This window comes from Marinobacter psychrophilus, from assembly GCF_001043175.1.
Lineage (GTDB): Bacteria > Pseudomonadota > Gammaproteobacteria > Pseudomonadales > Oleiphilaceae > Marinobacter > Marinobacter psychrophilus.
Genome location: NZ_CP011494.1, coordinates 3,183,372 through 3,199,475, shown reverse-complemented (window position 1 = coordinate 3,199,475; position 16,104 = coordinate 3,183,372). Strand labels below are relative to the sequence as shown.

The window sequence follows — 16,104 nt, the reverse complement described above, 5'->3', positions numbered from 1 at the left end:
TCTACTTTCTTTTGCAGGAAAGTGACAATTGACCGACCTACGCGAATGTCGGATCTGTTTATCAGGAAGGACGGGCTGGTATGAAATACATTTTCGAAGTGCAGATCAGAGAGGGCTATACCGCCGAGGATTACGCGGATTCCTGGATGCGTGCAAGCGAGTTGATTCAGCGCGCACCGGGCGCGCGGGGAACGGAATTGCATCGCAAGATCGGTGAACCGAATACGCTTATAGCCATTGCCCACTGGGACAAAAAAGCCAGCCGGGATGCGATGGAGTCACAACACAATCCCGACGTGGCTGACATTATCCGCAGAGCGGCGCCTTTCTGTGAAATCCGGCCCCTTGGCGAGTTTGAAGATCCGGAGTGGGTGGTTAACCCGACCGACTAGTTACCAGTCAGTGACGGATTTCACTTCCAGAAACTCTTCAAGCCCCCACACGCCGCCTTCCCGGCTGCCGTTGCCTGACTGTTTCATGCCGCCGAACGGGAAACCTGACGATCCGGATTTGCCGTTAATTTCGATCATGCCCGACCGCAATTGCCGCGCCAATCGGTGGGCTTTTTCTTTATCGGAGGTCTGGATGTAGTTGGTCAGCCCATAGTGGGTATCGTTTGCCATCTTCACCGCTTCTTCTTCTGTTTCAAACGCTGTAATGGCCAGAACCGGGCCGAAAATTTCTTCGCTCCAGATGGTCATTTCGCGCGTGACGTCTGCGAAAACAGTTGGCCTTACAAAATAGCCCTTGTTCAGCCCTTCTGGCCGGCCCTCGCCGCCGGATACCAGCGTCGCGCCTTCTGCAATACCCTTTTTGATCAGTGCCTGAATTTTCTGGAACTGTTGTTCAGAAACCACGGGGCCGATTTGGCGGCCGTCTACGTCGGCGGGGCCAACATCTGTCTGACTGGCAATCAATGCGGCGGTTTCAACAGCCTGCTTGTAAAGTGACTTCTCGACAAGCATCCGTGTGGGCGCGTTGCAGGATTGGCCTGAGTTCGCAAAGCAATGGCGCACGCCACGCGTTATGGCTTTTTCATCGGCGTCCGCAAAGATGATGTTAGCGCCTTTGCCACCCAGTTCCAGGCCAACTCGCTTCACGGTGTCTGCTGCGGCAATGGTGATGGCTTTGCCGGCACGGGTTGAACCGGTAAAGCTGACCAGATCAATATCCGGGTGCTTTGAAAGTTGCGAACCAACGCCTTCTCCATCGCCGTTAACCAGGTTGAACACGCCGTCTGGAAAGCCCGTACTGTCGATCATTTCTGCCAGCAGCATTGCCGACAACGGTGAAATCTCTGACGGCTTGAGAACCACCGTGCAGCCGGCCGCAATTGCCGCCGGCACTTTCAGCATGATCTGGTTCATCGGCCAGTTCCAGGGGGTTATCAGAGCGCAAACGCCCACCGGTTCGTGCATAATTCTGTTCTCTGGCGCGTGGTCACCCAGGGCGTGCTCAAAGTTGAAGGTTTTTAGCGCACGAATGGTGTTTTTCAGATGCGTAGCGCCGGCGCCGACTTGGGCCGTTCTTGCCAAATTGATGGGCGCTCCCATTTCTTTACTGATGGTTTGTGCCATCTCTTCAGCACGCGCGCTGTAGGTCTCCAGCAAGCGCTCAAGCAGGTCAATACGTTGTTCTCTGGTCGACATCGACCAGGCCGGGAACGCACCTTTTGCGGCGCTGACGGCCATATTCGTATCAGCCTCAGAACCCAGAGTAATCTTGGCAAATCCGGTTTCATCAGAAGGGTTGATAACGTCTATGGTTTGGGTGCCCTCAGGCGTTACCCATTTTCCGTTAATGTAGAACTTGGTTGTATCCATTATGCGTCTGCTCTTGCGTGGAAGTTGGTTCATGGTAGCAGACTCGCGCACTTTGACTTTCCTATTACCTCTTTTCCCACTTTCTTTTGCTAGCACCCGCGGCATGCGCTAGTTTGACGACTTCCAAATAATTATTGTTGCAGGGGTACGGGATGTTGGAGTCGATCGAGGCCGGTCTAACCGCGTGGCTACTGCCGGGCGCATCCGCGTTACTGGCGCTGGTAGCAACCTACGCTACCTTCCGCGTTGCGTTGGGAGTGACACGTCGGGTTACCCGCTCCAAGGCCGTTCCCCGCATCTTTCTAGACGCTGCCGCCCGCGCCCTGGGTGTCTTCTCATGTTTGCTGGTGCTGAACGGGGTTCTGGAAACCGCACCTGAAGGTCTTCCCCTGCTGGCGGAGCTGCAGCATTTCGCCACGCTGCTGCTGATCTTGTCGATGACCTGGTCGGCGGTGCGCTGCACCTCGGCCATCGGGGATGTGGTTGTTATACTCAACCCAGCGCTTGAGCACCAATGGAAACGTGCTCGAAAAGTTGAAACACAGACCCGTTTTTTGGTTCGTGGCCTCAATGTTCTGATTGTGATCATAGGGTTAGGGGGCGCCCTGATGACCTTTGACGGCGTGCGCCACGTTGGTGGCAGCCTGCTGGCTTCCGCCGGCATTGGCGGTATTGTTTTGGGTTTCGCGGCTCGCCCGGTGCTGGGCAATCTGCTGGCGGGTATGCAGATTGTGCTGACCCAGCCGTTTCGTATAGACGATGTACTCCATGTTCAGGGCGAGTGGTGCTGGGTCGAAGAAGTGACAGCGACTTACGTGGTGTTGCGGGTCTGGGATTTGCGCCGCATGATCGTGCCGTTGCAGTGGTTTATCGAGAACCCGTTTGAGAACTGGTCGCGCAATACGACCGATCTGATGGTGACGGTTTTGCTCTCAGTTGATTACGCCATGCCGGTGCCGCCGTTGCGCGAGGAATTCGCGCGGCTGCTCAGACACTCTTCCCTGTGGGACGGAAAAACGGAGACAGTGCAGGTGACCGACTCGAATGAGCGTGTGTTACAGATACGCTTCCTGATGAGTGCCTCGAATTCCAGCAAGGCCTGGGATTTACGTTGCGCGGTGCGGGAGGGGTTGGTGACTTTTGTTCAAGCCAACTATCCGGAATATTTGCCGAAGGTTCGGGCGCGGCTGGTGGATGATCCAGATGCGGCCCTTGATCAGTAAATTGTATTATTGCGGCTTTTCGCGAGTTTTAGGGGTCATGGGTTTATTGTGACGCAATGATTTCAAAACTACGCAACAATTTAAAAAAATCACACGACAAGGTGCTTTCTCTATGACGGAATTCAAACAGGTTGCTGGCCTTTCAGCAGACCAGCTTCGCAACATTGAACGTCATCTTGATCGTCGCTATATCCAGCCTGGAAAGTTGCCTGGCGCGTTGACACTGGTAGCCCGGAGGGGGGAAATTGCCTACGTGAAAGCCCAGGGATTGATGGATGTGGAACGCAACAAACCTGTCTGCCGGGATACGGTTTTCCGCATTTACTCGATGACTAAGCCGATCACATCGATCGCTATGATGCAGCTTTACGAGCAGGGGCGGTTTTTGCTGGATGATCCGGTACAAAAGTACATTCCGGGGTGGAAAAACCTGCAGGTTTATAAAAGCGGTGTTTATCCTAATTTTCTGACCACGCCGGCCACCAGCACCATGACCATTCGCGACCTGTTCACCCACATGTCGGGCCTGACTTACGGATTCATGAATCGCACCAACGTTGACGCGGCCTACCGCGAGTTAAGGCTTGATGGCAGCCGGAACCTGACGCTGGAAGCACTGGTGAACCAACTTGGGGAGCTGCCGCTCGAGTTTTCACCGGGTACGGCCTGGAACTATTCCGTCAGCACGGATGTGCTGGGGTATTTAGTGCAGTTGCTGGCGGATCAGCCGTTAGACGAGTATCTGCGCGACAATATATTTGACCCCCTGGACATGCCAGACACCGGCTTCCAGGTTCGTGATGATCAGCTCGACCGCTTCGCTGCCTGCTATCAGCACCAGTCGGGCGATCAGCTTGCGTTGCAAGACGATCCGGAGACGTCTCCTTTTCGGCAAAAAAACAAGTTTGTGTCAGGCGGCGGCGGGCTGGTTTCCACCATTGACGATTATTTCCATTTTGCCCAGACACTTTGCCAGGGCGGAGAGTTTAGGGGGCGGCGGATTATTGGTCGAAAAACTCTGGAATTCATGCGTCGCAACCACTTGCCGGATAATCAGGATCTGCCAGGCTTTGCGGTTGGAGCCTTCAGCGAAACACCTTATGCCGGAACCGGCTTTGGCCTGGGTTTCTCGGTTAAGACAGACGTTGTCAAATCCCAGACTAACGGATCGGCCGGCGAGTACGGGTGGGGCGGTCTGGCGAGCACCAACTTCTTTATCGATCCGGTTGAGGAACTGGTCATGATTTTCATGACGCAACTGATCCCCTCGTCGTCTTACCCCATCCGCCAGGAACTGCGGGGCATAGTGAATGGCGCTTTAGTGTGACCCACAAGGTTCTATAACTTCAGGGAGTCCGGGATTGGAAAATAAATCTGTCCCGGCTTATTTGATGTTACTGGTTGAGAATATCGATGATTTCTCGGGTATCTTTGATAATCGTATAAACTCGATCCTCGATCTTTACCCGCAGACGGTTGCGATCGACGTCGCGGATATTGCCGAAGCGCAACAGCTCTTAGTCGAAATGATTACCTTTCCGATAATTCAACTTTTTCTGCCAGCCCGGCGGCAGTGGCTGGCCACGCTCGACTTTCTTTTGCCGGCCCGGTGGTAGCTAATCCCATCTTGAGCTCAGTGCCGCAGCCGTCATATCGGTAGTTCCCAGAACAGGCTTGGCACTCGCCATAGAACTGGGCCGCGCCAGCTGTTCTGCAAGTTATGAGAAAGGAGCGGGGTGTGCGAAGTAGTATCCCTGCTGGAAAAACACGCCTGCTTCGTGCAGCCAGGCCCGGTCCTCTTCCGTCTCAACGCATTCCGCAATCAGCGTCATTCCAAGGGTATCTATGAGTGGTACAAGACCGGTTACCAGATCCTGGGCACGCTGATCCAGCACCGCCGCGCGGACAAAAGAACCATCGAGCTTGAGCTTATCCAGCGGATACTGCCAAAGGTAAGACAACGACGAGTAGCCCACACCGAAGTCGTCGGCAGCAATCTGAACCTCGCGTTCGTGTACTGCCTTTAAAGGCTCCAGCACCAGCTTCGGTGAACTGAATACCCTCTCTGTGATCTCTAGGGTCAACCAGCTTGGTGGCAGCTTGCTCTTGGTCAGGGCTCGATCCAGTCTTTTCAAAAAGTCCGGGGCCGTAATGGTATTGGCTGTAATGTTGACCGCTACCGGCTTGCCCATGGACATCGCTTCATGACACGCACGCTCAAGGACCCAAAGATCGAGATTAACGATAAGCTGCATTTCTTCAATCACTGGAATAAAGTGTCCGGGCAGGATCAGTCCCCGCCACGGGTGTTGCCAGCGGATCAGGGCCTCCATAGAAACCGTTTCCCCGGTACGTGTGTCAACCACCGGCTGGTAATAGAGTTGAAATTCAGATTTACGAAGGGCGCGTTGGGCTTCAGCCGGTACCCAGCTGTGGGCTAATACGTGGTCCTCGAGAGCCAAGCTGAAAAATGCGTGGTTGAGGCCGGAATGCCGGGTCCGTTCAAGGGCGATGGTGGCCCGCCGTTCCAGATCCTTTGCAGTTGAGCCGTCCTGAGGAGAGCGGGCAATGCCCACATTTATGCGAAGCATGAACTGAAGCAGACCAACCTTCAGTGGTTCATCAAACAACAGGTTTATAGCCTTAATACGTTCAACGGTATGGTCGTCACTTTCATGCTGAATGAGCAGAATAAACTCGTTGCCGGCTACCCGGCCAACGCACTCATCCTCGGCTAGCGATCGCACGATACGCCCGACAGCTTGATGGAACGCGTGATCACCCAGATCCTGGCCCAAGGCCTGATTGATGCGCCTGAAGCCTTCGATTTTAAGCCGAAAGACGGCCCATTGAGTGTTGGGATTGCGGTTGAATGCTTCTTCAGCTTGTGCCATGACCACCCACCGGGTTGGAATGCCCGTGGTAGGGTCCATCTTTTGGAGTTCGTGAGGGTTATCCTCCAGAGGTTGGTTGTCGGTCAGTACAATGGCCAACGCGAGCACTTCCTGGCCTCTTTTTGTATCCACAGGAATGAGTTCCCAGGCTACATCCATGCCGCCAACTCGCTGGCGACAATTCTGTAGGTCGCCTCCCATAGCCTTGGAGTGGGCTTCTCGTAAGCCCCGGTTTCCCGCCGTTTCGGGGAATAAGGTGTCGATGTATTCCCCGAGCGAATGTTGATCTGTATTAAGAATCTTGTCGATACTTTCGCCACTGCCGGCTACAAGAACACCAGCACCGTTAAGCAAAAGCTTTATACCGGGGGTATCTTCGACTGGAAAATCATCGAGGAAGCTGTGCGGATCCCAATTCCATGTGCCATTCGCCATGTATCTGATTCCTTATCTACAGCATCAATGCGTACGTACACGCAGCATGACACTCATCCCTGCGATTGTGTAAACGTCGCTATATCGACATATTTACTATCGGATTAACTGTAACAATTTTTTGAAACCCGCACCAATTACGTATTCTGCCGCGATGATGGCGCTGGTTCAGTCGGCGAAACTGACTAGGCCCGATTCTTACATCAGGCTTCGACCGTTAGGACTTATTTATCGGGACTTGCGGTCATTGGGCAAGTTTTATCGACAATTTCAAGTCTCGTTTTGCTTCTTTCCGACTCCCCGGTTTATCGGTTAACTAAGCCCAAGCACTTTCTTACGCTGCTCTGCCCAGGTGTGAATCAAGTGGTCTACGGCCAGGCCAATAAAGGCGACGCACAAGCCGAGCACGATGCCTTGGCCCATGCCGTTGGCTTGAGACAAAGACTGCATGATCAGCTGACCTAAATCGTCGGTACCGATAAAGGCGCCGATGATGATCATAAACAATGAGAATATGACGGTTTGGTTGATGCCTAGCATGATGTGAGGGAACGCCAGGGGCAGTTCAATTTTCAGTAAACGCTGCGTGCGGTTAACTCCTGACATGGAGCCGGCTTCCTGCAAGCTTTTCGGCACGTTACACAATCCTTCTACGGTGTAACGTGTGGCAGGGATGGTGGCGTACACGATCACTGCAATAAGCACTGATAAATCGCTGACACCAAACAGCATGATGACCGGGATTAAGTAGACGAACGACGGAAATGTCTGAAACGTGTCACACACCAGCAACATAAACTTGGTTGCTTTGGGGTTGCGCGAGCACAAAATGCCGACGCTACAGCCAATCGTTACGGAAATGATGACGGCAAAGGTGGTCATATAGGCCGTAATCAGGGCGCGGTCCCACCAGGGTGTTAGGGCAATAAAGGCAATAAGAGCCGTCGCAACAATCGCAGAGCGAAGGCCGCCAACGATGTAACCGGTACCTGCCACCAGGAACAGAGTTGCCGCGACGGGCATCGATAAATAGGCTTCTTTCATGGGCATCAAAATCGAGGTAATCATGAAGAAGTTGAAGCTTTGCACGCTGTCGTAAGTGTTGGTGATGATCCAGTCTACAATAGAATCCCAGAACTTTTCGGTAGTAAGCCCCTGTGATTCATGAATAAAATAAAAGTAGTTGGCCTTGTCTGGAAAAATCACAGACGCGACATAGGCAATAATGGAGGTGAAGATGAAAATCCCCACGAAAGCGAGTGAGTACTTGTGACGCACATAAAACGGTACGTTTGCAAAGTAATCAACCTGCTTTTTGGCCCAGGCCAGGGATAACCTATCCAGAACCACTGCAATTAAGACAATGGATATACCAAGTTCGAGAGCCTGGCCTATCTTGAGCATATTCAAAGACACCAGTAAGTCGTAGCCTAAGCCTTTTGCGCCAATAAACGATGCGATAACGGCCATGGCCAAACACTGCATGATGACCTGGTTAACACCGATTAAAATGTCATGGCGTGCCGTAGGGATGAGTACTTTAAACATAAGTTGGCGTGAGTTGCAGCCACTCATCATGCCGGCTTCCACCACTTCTGGAGAGACCTTCTTCAGGCCTAGAATGGTAAGACGAATCATTGGTGGAGTGGCAAAAATAACCGTTGAAATAGCACCCGCCTGGTCACCAATGCCGAAGAACACTACGACCGGGATCAGGTACGAGAAGTGGGGCATGGTTTGAGCCACGTTCAGCAGTGGTGCGAGGACAGACTCGAAGGTTTTGTTCCTGAAGGCGATGATGCCAAGGGTTAACCCCAGAAAAACCGATAAAGGTACGGCCACCAACACAAACGATAGGGTTTGCATGGCGGGGGTCCACTGACCAAACACGGCAATGTAAATAGTGCTGATGCCGGCTAAAAGTGACAGGTTGCGGCCACCAAGATACTGCCCTGTTAAAAATGCACCCGCAGCAACAGTAGGCCACGGCAGTGCGGGGATTCGAGCCCACTCGTTTTCGCTGATAAAGTCCCAGCTGGTGAAGGCCACAACGGTTTTGACGCCCCCTAACAGGATCTCACGAATCAAATTGATGCTGAACAGAACCACACCAGACAGGTCGCGGGTAAACTCTTTCATCATGGTTGATTGTTCGATGATGTCTAACTCGGCATCGTAAGTTTCGACCACCCAAAAGTCATTGATGAGGAACTTGAGGCCATCGTTAACAACGTCAGGCAGCAACCAGAACCGGGTTTCTTGCAGGCGCCAGAGGTTGCCACCTGTGGCGGGATCTATCGCCATTACAAGCGCAAAGAACACCACCAATAAGGCGACAAACTGCATCCATTTATGTTCGGTAAAATATTGCATTAGGCTTTGCTCATAACTTAGTTATTAACTGGCATGCTGTTAGTCTCACCAAATAAGACGTCTATCATAATGCGGCGGTTTAGAGCGCCAACAATGTTGCCCTCGGCATCAATGACAGCCACCGGGTTTTGCTCGGTTAGCACAGACCCGGCTACGGTTTCGATGATGGCGTGGTCAGAAACAGTGACGTCGCTCATCTTGGCGGTGGCGTCGTATTCTTCCATGATGGCTCTGCAAGAAAGTACGCGCTCACGGGGCACGCCACGGGTAAATTTGGCGACGTACTCCGTGGCTGGCTTGAGTACGATGTTGGCTGGGGTATCAATTTGCTCGATAACGCCGTTTTTCATAATGGCGATGCGGTCGGCAAGGCGTAGTGCCTCATCGAAGTCGTGGGTAACGAATAAGATGGTCTTGTGCAAGACACTTTGTAAGCGCAGGAACTCGTCTTGCATTTCCCTGCGAATCAGTGGGTCCAGAGCTGAGAAGGGCTCATCGAGAAACCAGATTTCAGGTTCTACGGCCAATGAGCGGGCAATGCCGACACGCTGTTGTTGTCCACCGGAGAGTTGGCGGGGAAAGTCGTTTTCGCAATTTGTGAGCTCTACCAGGTTCACCATGTCCATCGCACGGGCCATGCTGTCGCGAGTGCTTATGCCTTTTGCTTGTAATGGTAGGGCAATGTTTTCGAGAACGGTTTTGTGAGGCAGAAGGGCAAAACTTTGGAATACCATGCCCATTTTATTACGCCGGATGTTGATGAGTTCCTTTGCATTCATCGCAAGCAGGTCTTCACCATCAATAAAAATATCGCCCGCAGTGGTGTCGATCAGCCGTGAAATACAACGCAGAAGTGTGGATTTGCCAGAGCCTGACAGGCCCATAATGACGAGCATTTCACCTTTGTGTACTTCAAAAGAAGCGTTGTTAACGCCAATGACACATCCTGCTTTAAGTAACGATGCTGTATCTACTTTTCCGCCTGATTGTTCCAGAATTTTTACAGCGTTAGCGCCAAAAATTTTATAGACAGACTCGCACTTGATGACCGGCTGAGCTGACGTTGACATAATCAAATTCCCGTATAAAAAGTGGTGCTAAGAGATAAGGTTGATGGCAGTAGTTCAGTGGATATATCGGACGAATAAGCGCAATAGATTATTGTTGCACCGCGTCAATAGCTCTGCTGTTACTGAAAAAACAGAATAAAAAAATAGAGATTCTGAATATAAGAGCTAACCTGAACGCAGTGCGCTCAGGTTAGCGTATTTGCCTTACAACCAGGCTTTCCAGATTGCTTCGTTATCAGCCAGCCATTTAGTAGCGGCTGCTTCGTGGGTCATACCATCGATGTCTACCAATGCTGCCATGTTGCCTATATCGCTTTTGGTAAAGGATACGTTGTTAAAGATTTTATAAGCAGTTGGCCATTTTGCGGGCATTTGATAATACGCAGCTTTCTTCAACCAACCGGCTGGGGGCGAGCCACACTTGCCATCACCGCCGTCTGATTTCTTGCAGCCATCTGTATAAGCGGGGAATTTAACGAAGCTGCCACCGTCACCGGCATCGGTAAAGTTGGGTGACCAGTTAAAGACCACCACGGCACGGTTGTCTTTAGCCGCAGACTCCAGTTCAGCCCAAAGTGCACCGGATGATCCGGCAAATTTGGCGGTAAAGTTCATGTCCAGTGCTTCAATGCGATCCAGGGTCTCTTGGCCATGCCAATCCATAGGGCCGTCCAGATAACGCCCTTTTCCGCCACTGCCTGGCGTTGCAAACAGTTCGGCACAATCGTTAAGTGCCTCCCAAGAGGGTAGGCCCGGGCATAAATCGCCGACGTATGCAGGGTACCACCACTCTTCTTGAGTCGCAGAGGCGTGCGTGCCCACATCAATAATACCGCCAGCGTCTAAAGCGTTGTTAAAAGACTTGCCAAAGGTAGATTGCCATACTTCGTGAGCAATAGTGACGTCGCCGTTACGAACCGATTCGTAAACCGCTTGGCTATCAGCAGGTACGTAAGAAACGTTATCGCCAATGCTTTCAAAAATACCGCCAATAACGTAAGCCATAGTAATTTGGCTGGTCCAGTTATGGGTGGCAATTACAATAGGCTCTTTTGAATCTGCTTGGGCTACAGTCGCGCCAAACACCAGTGAGCTAACTGCAGCGGCAGTCGCAAGTTTATTTAAAAATCTCATACACATCTCCGAAAAGTATTGTTATCCATAATGGATTATTTCGTACTTTCTTTGATTATAGGCAAAGTCCTGTCTTGTTTTTGGCGCAAAATTATATTGGGCAAAAAAATTGACGATAATGACGGCGCCGCGAGCTTTCTTAAAAAAGCACGTTAGTAATTCAGCGCCCCAAAAAGTACTTCTAAAAGCCATAACGACTTTGATTTTTTGGTAGTGCGCGCCAGGGTCGAATGTATTAATGGCGCAATTCTATGAAGGCTGTATCTGTCTTTGAGCAGGCTTTATCTGTCGGTGAAACAGAGGGCCGAGGGCGGGCAGGCCGCCGATGAAACGCGAGATCTCGAGAATACGCCGGAAGAGAGCGCTCGAACTGGTCAAGCAGAAAACTACTTGATAACTCGTATACCAGAATCCTTAGGCTAACACATCCTGGCTGCGAGCGTTTTTTCGCTTGAGGAAAACCGGTTAAAGCCAGTTCTGAAAAATGAATGTGCCCCGCCCACCGTGTTGCCGGAGTTGATACAGCACTGGCCGCTGTGCATATACTTGAAGGGTGATCCTGCAAACCCGGATCAGTTTCGAAATATAAAAGGAAATGTATGAACCATTCCACAGAATTACTGCAATCCCCACTTTTTCAGTCGGTTGCGGGTCTGGCTTTCGAGTCGGTAATGGTAACGGACGTTACCGATGACCACACGAATTCAGTGATCATTTATGTCAACGAGGCCTTCACTGACCTGACAGGCTATTCGGCTGACGAAGTACTCGGTAAAACGCCTGGTCTGCTACAGGGGCCGAAAACCGATAAAGCAGAGACAGATCGTTTGTCTGATGATTTGAAGAACAATCGGACTTTCCACGGTAGCACTGTTAATTATCGCAAAGACGGTAGCCCTTTCAATATTGAATGGAAGGTATCTCCGGTGATGGACGGGGCTAAGGTCACGCATTATGTGGCGGTACAGAGAGCGGTTGTTAAGATTTAGAAAAGCGTCTCTGAGCAGACCGTGTCAGGCCAGTACGCTGGCCTGACGTGACTGCCGCAACGGCAGGTTGTGCTTGGCTCGTGTGTTTGGTGTGCAGCTTGAAGCAAAATATTCAAAGCCTTTGGTAACAAAATTTGTTCGATAGTGTCTAGTCATTACCCCCTCCATTTGAAGGAAAAATGACATGACCGGGCACTTCTCTCTGATGACCATAATTCTGCTTTTCACCAGCAGCGCGCTGGCGTCTGAACCACTCGTTTACACCGGCTTGCTGAGTAACACCGCTTTAGGTGGCTACGACAGCGTAAGCTACTTTGAGTCAGGGCAGCCAGCCAAGGGCTCCGCCGGGCACGCAACCGAGTATAACGGCGCCACCTGGCGCTTCGCGAACCCTGAAAATCTTGCCAGATTCAAAAACGATCCACAACGCTACGCGCCTTCCTACGGAGGTTATTGTGCCTGGGCTGTAAGCCAAGGCTATCTGGCCAAGGGCGACCCGCAGCATTGGGCTATCAGAAACGGGCGGTTGTATCTGAACGTCAACAAATCAGTTCACGACCAATGGCTTGCAGACCCGGAAGGTTTTATTCGCAAGGCCAACGCAAATTGGCCCGGGGTGCTGGAATAAGAGTCACTACAAACCGGACCAAGTCTATTTCAGGTACAATTTGTAATCTGACACGGAGGGTTCGCCTATGATTCCTAATACTATGAAAGCGATGGTTCTTACCGGTCACGGTGGGATCGACAAGCTCAAATACCAAAGCGTACCGACACCGCATCCGGCGCCTGGGCAGGTGCTGGTGCAGGTAACGGCAACCGCCAAGAACAACACCGACCGTAAAGCTCGCGAAGGGCTTTATCCCACCAAAAAGGGAGAGATGACGTCTTTCCAGATGGGTGGCAAGCCGACGTTGATTTTTCCCCGCATTCAGGGCGCCGACATAGCGGGTCGCGTGGTGGCGGTGGGTGAGGGCGTTAGTGAAAGTTGCCTGGGCGAGCGTGGGTTACTGGATTTTAACATCTACGCCGATGCCCGCAGGGACATCAACCTGACCCCTGATTACTTCGGCCACGGTGCAGACGGTGGCTATGCAGAGTATGTCGCACTGCCCTCGGACCAATTTCATCACATTCCCAACCCGGAACTGGCTGACGCCGAACTGGCCGCCATGGGTATGTGCTCGTATCAGACCGCTTACCACATGGTTACCTCCGCCAATATTCAGGCAGGCGAGCGGGTACTGGTTACCGGTGCCAGTGGCGGCGTGGGTACCGCGTTGATCCAGTTGTGCCGCATTGTGGGCGCTATCCCCTATGCTCTGAGTAAAGACGACAAGGCCGATGCGTTACTTAAGCTTGGGGCCGAGGCCGTATTGGACCGCTCTGATATGAGCAGCTTTGTTGACCGGGTAAAGGCGGTAACGGGCGGCAAACCGTTTGACGCGGTGATGGATTTGGTGGGTGGAGAGATGACTGACACGTTCATCGACACCATGATCTTTGATATGAATGCTCGCAGTACCTATCCGAGGTTGAGCATTGCCGGTGCCAGTGGTGGCAACATCAGCGAGATTCTTTGGACTCGTATTTACCTTTATCAGGTACAAATTTTTGGGGTGTCTCACGGTACCCGGGAGGAAGCCGATCAACTTATGGCCTGGATTCGAGGCGGGCAATTGAAGCCGGTGCTTCACGGCGCGTTCAAACTGTCGGATCTGCATCACGCCGAGGTTTATTTTGAGAATCGGGGCAGCAATTACCTCGGCAAGATCGTGATTGTTCCCGACGCGCAGTGGAACGAGCATGGCAAGCTTTTTACCCTGGGGAACGTGTGATGAAACCGGAACTGACCATTCAGTTGATGGATACCCATGCCGGTGGCGATGTCAGCCGGATTGTCACCGGCGGTATTGCTTCGCTGCCGGGGGACACCGTGCGCGCCCAGATGGAATACCTGCGGGACCATGCCGATGGCTTGCGCCGGTTGTTGCTGGAAGAGCCCTACGGTATTCCCGAGATGTCGGTAGACCTGCTGGTGCCGCCGACAGATCCACTTGCAGCGGCCGGGTACATCATCATGGAGGTGATGGGTTATCCGATTTACTCCGGTTCCAACACCATCTGCACCGCCACCGCTGTTCTGGAAGCGGGCATTGTGCCCAAGCAGGAAGGCAGGCAACAGTTTCTACTGGAATCGCCAGCCGGGCTGGTGCAAATAGACGCAACGGTGCGCGACGGGGTGGTGGAATCCATCACCTGTGAAGGTCTGCCCAGCTACATTCACACCTACAGGGCTACCGTTGAGGTGCCGAGTTTGGGGAGGGTGACTTACAGCGTTGCTTACAGTGGCGGTTTCTATGCGCTGGTAGATGCGAAAGAGCTGGGGTTTGACCTGACGCTGGACGAAGAGCGCAGGCTTGCCGAAGCGGCTCATGCCATTGTTGAAGCGGTGCAGGCGGAACGACGTTTCTCCCATCACACGTTAGGCGATGTGGGGCCCTTGCCATTCCTCCACTTCATGGGACCAGTGGAGCATGTGGGTGAAGGCTATTACCGCTCCCGTTCAGCTACTTATGTGCATCCCGGCGTTATCTGCCGCAGCACCACCGGTACCGGGACGTCGGCGCGGCTGGCCTTGATGAATTACGAAGGCAGCATCAAACCCGGTGACCGGCTGGAAACGATTTCTTTGCGGGAAACCAGCTTCATCGGCGAGTTCAGTGCTGTGGAGCAGAGCGGCGAAGTCCAGATGGTTAAGAACCAGATTACCGGCAAGAGTTATGTGATTGCCCGTTCCGATATCGTCGTCAACTGTGACGATCCCATGGTGGAGTGTGGCAGCTTGCACCACATTTTATCCGGTCAACAATAAGGCGCTAAAGGCCCACTGTGACCAAGATTGACATGGCCAGCGAAATTTGGGGCATTGTTCCGCAGACGACGCGGAGCAATAGTCGATGTGCTGACGACAAAGAAGAAGAACATTGAAAAAAATCATCACTATTGCTCTTGCCGCTTTCCTCGGCGGTTGTTCAACGCAACAAGGTGTCATTAACCTGAATGATGTGGACTCCGCTGTCATTGGCGAAAAGCCGGATGGGTACCCAAAAATGGTTATCAAGTCTCTTCCTGACCGCCCCGGCTTTTGTATTAAAGTGACAGAAAACTGGAAAGCACATGATTATCAAGGGCAGACAGTTTGGCTTAAAGATAAAAAGGTAGAGAGCCTGAACTGCCCTCGGGATCAGATTCAATGGCAAGACCGATCATTCATCCGGCGAGACCATTAGCTGGGGAGGCTGCATTTCTTCTTCGTAAGTGACATGCTCGCCCCGGTGGTAGGGGGTATCTTTTTGATCCTCGTCTACCGCCTTACCAGACTTAGATCGGTTATTTCTTGTACTCCTGCAGGTTGCAGCTATCACTTAGTTTCTGTAGCCTTAAAACTAATTGAACGTTCAATTAATGATTTAAGAACGACAAAACATCGGATAATCATGGCAAAAGTTGGAGTAAAAGACACCCGGAAACAGCAGCTTATTCAAGCAACGATGGAGTCGATTGCCGAGCTGGGGATGCAGAAGACCACCATTATCAGCATCAGCAAACGCGCGGGAATGTCGTCGGGCATCATCAGCCATTATTTCGGTGGTAAGCAGGGTCTGATTGAAGCGGCGCTTCGATATTTGCTGGATCAGCTCGGAAAAGAGCTTCTTGAAAGTATGGAGAAGACCGACGGGTCGCCGGAACAGCGTCTTAACAGCATCGTTGATGCCAACTTTTCCAATTTCCAGCGCTCAGAACTGGCGGCAAAAACCTGGTTGAGCTTCTGGGCGCGGTCCATGCATGAGCCCGGGCTGCAGCGTTTGCAACAGATCAACAATGCGCGTCTGTATACCAACCTGCGCTACGCCTTCGCTCAAGTGATGGAGCCTACAGCAGCGACGGAGGCGGCGAGGCAAACGGCTGCGATGATAGACGGCTTCTGGCTGCGCAGTGCGTTGAGTCTGGACCCACAGGAAAGTTTCGAAGCGGGCAAGCGGCTGTGTAAGCGCTTTGTACAGGACACGCTGGTTCAGCCCCGGACAACATCCGTTAGCGTCACTGAGAGAGAACAACCGCCCGAGAGAACAATCCATTATTCACGTTAAGGTTGTATG

15 protein-coding genes are annotated in these 16,104 nt (G+C 52.2%); 10 read left to right on the top strand and 5 right to left on the bottom strand.

Features of this window, described 5'->3' with window-relative positions; translation table 11 throughout:
• Window positions 1-80: 80 nt before the first annotated feature.
• Window positions 81-392: an antibiotic biosynthesis monooxygenase family protein gene (locus tag ABA45_RS14510; protein ID WP_048387253.1), complete on the top strand. Its 312-nt coding sequence runs from the start codon at window positions 81-83 to the stop codon at window positions 390-392.
• Here the strand turns inward: ABA45_RS14510 and ABA45_RS14505 are convergent, their stop codons facing one another.
• A complete protein-coding gene (locus ABA45_RS14505; protein WP_048389123.1) occupies window positions 393-1,826 on the bottom strand; it encodes an aldehyde dehydrogenase family protein in 1,434 nt (477 codons plus the stop codon).
• Window positions 1,827-1,975: 149 nt separating this feature from the next.
• Here ABA45_RS14505 and ABA45_RS14500 point away from each other — a divergent pair, with 149 nt between their 5' ends.
• The 3 genes from ABA45_RS14500 to ABA45_RS19105 all read left to right on the top strand — a co-directional run bounded on the left by ABA45_RS14500 (window position 1,976) and on the right by ABA45_RS19105 (window position 4,662).
• Window positions 1,976-3,046, top strand: coding sequence for a mechanosensitive ion channel family protein (locus ABA45_RS14500; protein ID WP_048387251.1), 1,071 nt, complete (start codon window positions 1,976-1,978; stop codon window positions 3,044-3,046).
• Window positions 3,047-3,158: 112 nt separating this feature from the next.
• Window positions 3,159-4,373: a serine hydrolase domain-containing protein gene (locus ABA45_RS14495; protein WP_048387249.1), complete on the top strand. Its 1,215-nt coding sequence runs from the start codon at window positions 3,159-3,161 to the stop codon at window positions 4,371-4,373.
• 34 nt (window positions 4,374-4,407) lie between these two features.
• A complete protein-coding gene (locus tag ABA45_RS19105) occupies window positions 4,408-4,662 on the top strand; it encodes a hypothetical protein (RefSeq protein ID WP_198146991.1) in 255 nt (84 codons plus the stop codon).
• A gap of 102 nt (window positions 4,663-4,764) precedes the next feature.
• On the opposite strand, the gene ABA45_RS14485 is transcribed toward ABA45_RS19105, so the two are convergent.
• The 4 genes from ABA45_RS14485 to ABA45_RS14470 all read right to left on the bottom strand — a co-directional run bounded on the left by ABA45_RS14485 (window position 4,765) and on the right by ABA45_RS14470 (window position 10,952).
• Entirely contained in the window at window positions 4,765-6,375 is a 1,611-nt protein-coding gene (locus tag ABA45_RS14485) for a putative bifunctional diguanylate cyclase/phosphodiesterase (RefSeq protein WP_048387245.1), read from the bottom strand.
• A gap of 312 nt (window positions 6,376-6,687) precedes the next feature.
• On the bottom strand, window positions 6,688-8,748 hold the full coding sequence (locus ABA45_RS14480) for an ABC transporter permease (RefSeq protein WP_048387243.1): 2,061 nt from the start codon (window positions 8,746-8,748) through the stop codon (window positions 6,688-6,690).
• A 17-nt stretch (window positions 8,749-8,765) separates the two neighbouring features.
• On the bottom strand, window positions 8,766-9,818 hold the full coding sequence (locus ABA45_RS14475) for a quaternary amine ABC transporter ATP-binding protein (RefSeq protein ID WP_048387240.1): 1,053 nt from the start codon (window positions 9,816-9,818) through the stop codon (window positions 8,766-8,768).
• Window positions 9,819-10,022: 204 nt separating this feature from the next.
• Entirely contained in the window at window positions 10,023-10,952 is a 930-nt protein-coding gene (locus tag ABA45_RS14470) for an ABC transporter substrate-binding protein (RefSeq protein ID WP_048387239.1), read from the bottom strand.
• Window positions 10,953-11,551: 599 nt separating this feature from the next.
• On the opposite strand from ABA45_RS14470, the gene ABA45_RS14465 reads away from it, so the two are divergent.
• The 6 genes from ABA45_RS14465 to betI all read left to right on the top strand — a co-directional run bounded on the left by ABA45_RS14465 (window position 11,552) and on the right by betI (window position 16,095).
• The gene (locus ABA45_RS14465; protein WP_048387237.1) at window positions 11,552-11,941 is read left to right on the top strand and encodes a PAS domain-containing protein; all 390 of its coding nucleotides are present in this window, start codon (window positions 11,552-11,554) and stop codon (window positions 11,939-11,941) included.
• A 184-nt stretch (window positions 11,942-12,125) separates the two neighbouring features.
• Entirely contained in the window at window positions 12,126-12,569 is a 444-nt protein-coding gene (locus ABA45_RS14460) for a YHS domain-containing (seleno)protein (protein ID WP_048387235.1), read from the top strand.
• A gap of 67 nt (window positions 12,570-12,636) precedes the next feature.
• Window positions 12,637-13,779 carry a zinc-binding dehydrogenase gene (locus ABA45_RS14455; protein WP_048387233.1) on the top strand — a complete coding sequence of 381 codons (1,143 nt, stop codon included), beginning with the start codon at window positions 12,637-12,639 and terminating at the stop codon, window positions 13,777-13,779.
• The gene (locus ABA45_RS14450) at window positions 13,779-14,816 is read left to right on the top strand and encodes a proline racemase family protein (RefSeq protein WP_048387231.1); all 1,038 of its coding nucleotides are present in this window, start codon (window positions 13,779-13,781) and stop codon (window positions 14,814-14,816) included. Before ABA45_RS14455 ends, ABA45_RS14450 begins: the two co-directional genes overlap by 1 nt.
• 112 nt (window positions 14,817-14,928) lie before the next feature.
• Window positions 14,929-15,234 (top strand): hypothetical protein, encoded by a 306-nt coding sequence (locus ABA45_RS14445; protein WP_048387230.1) that lies wholly within the window; start codon window positions 14,929-14,931, stop codon window positions 15,232-15,234.
• Window positions 15,235-15,441: 207 nt separating this feature from the next.
• Window positions 15,442-16,095: a transcriptional regulator BetI gene (gene betI, locus ABA45_RS14440; RefSeq protein WP_048387228.1), complete on the top strand. Its 654-nt coding sequence runs from the start codon at window positions 15,442-15,444 to the stop codon at window positions 16,093-16,095.
• The last annotated feature ends 9 nt before the right edge of the window (window positions 16,096-16,104 follow it).

Bases quoted from the DNA above. Each gene is read 5' to 3' on its own strand.
- ABA45_RS14450 (WP_048387231.1), top strand. From the start codon at position 13,779: ATGAAACCGGAACTGACCATTCAGTTGATGGATACCCATGCCGGTGGC.
- ABA45_RS14480 (WP_048387243.1), bottom strand. From the start codon at position 8,748: ATGCAATATTTTACCGAACATAAATGGATGCAGTTTGTCGCCTTATTG.
- ABA45_RS14500 (WP_048387251.1), top strand. From the start codon at position 1,976: ATGTTGGAGTCGATCGAGGCCGGTCTAACCGCGTGGCTACTGCCGGGC.
- ABA45_RS14470 (WP_048387239.1), bottom strand. From the start codon at position 10,952: ATGAGATTTTTAAATAAACTTGCGACTGCCGCTGCAGTTAGCTCACTG.
- ABA45_RS14475 (WP_048387240.1), bottom strand. From the start codon at position 9,818: ATGTCAACGTCAGCTCAGCCGGTCATCAAGTGCGAGTCTGTCTATAAA.
- ABA45_RS14510 (WP_048387253.1), top strand. From the start codon at position 81: ATGAAATACATTTTCGAAGTGCAGATCAGAGAGGGCTATACCGCCGAG.
- ABA45_RS14465 (WP_048387237.1), top strand. From the start codon at position 11,552: ATGAACCATTCCACAGAATTACTGCAATCCCCACTTTTTCAGTCGGTT.
- ABA45_RS14460 (WP_048387235.1), top strand. From the start codon at position 12,126: ATGACCGGGCACTTCTCTCTGATGACCATAATTCTGCTTTTCACCAGC.
- betI (WP_048387228.1), top strand. From the start codon at position 15,442: ATGGCAAAAGTTGGAGTAAAAGACACCCGGAAACAGCAGCTTATTCAA.
- ABA45_RS14485 (WP_048387245.1), bottom strand. From the start codon at position 6,375: ATGGCGAATGGCACATGGAATTGGGATCCGCACAGCTTCCTCGATGAT.
- ABA45_RS14455 (WP_048387233.1), top strand. From the start codon at position 12,637: ATGATTCCTAATACTATGAAAGCGATGGTTCTTACCGGTCACGGTGGG.
- ABA45_RS14495 (WP_048387249.1), top strand. From the start codon at position 3,159: ATGACGGAATTCAAACAGGTTGCTGGCCTTTCAGCAGACCAGCTTCGC.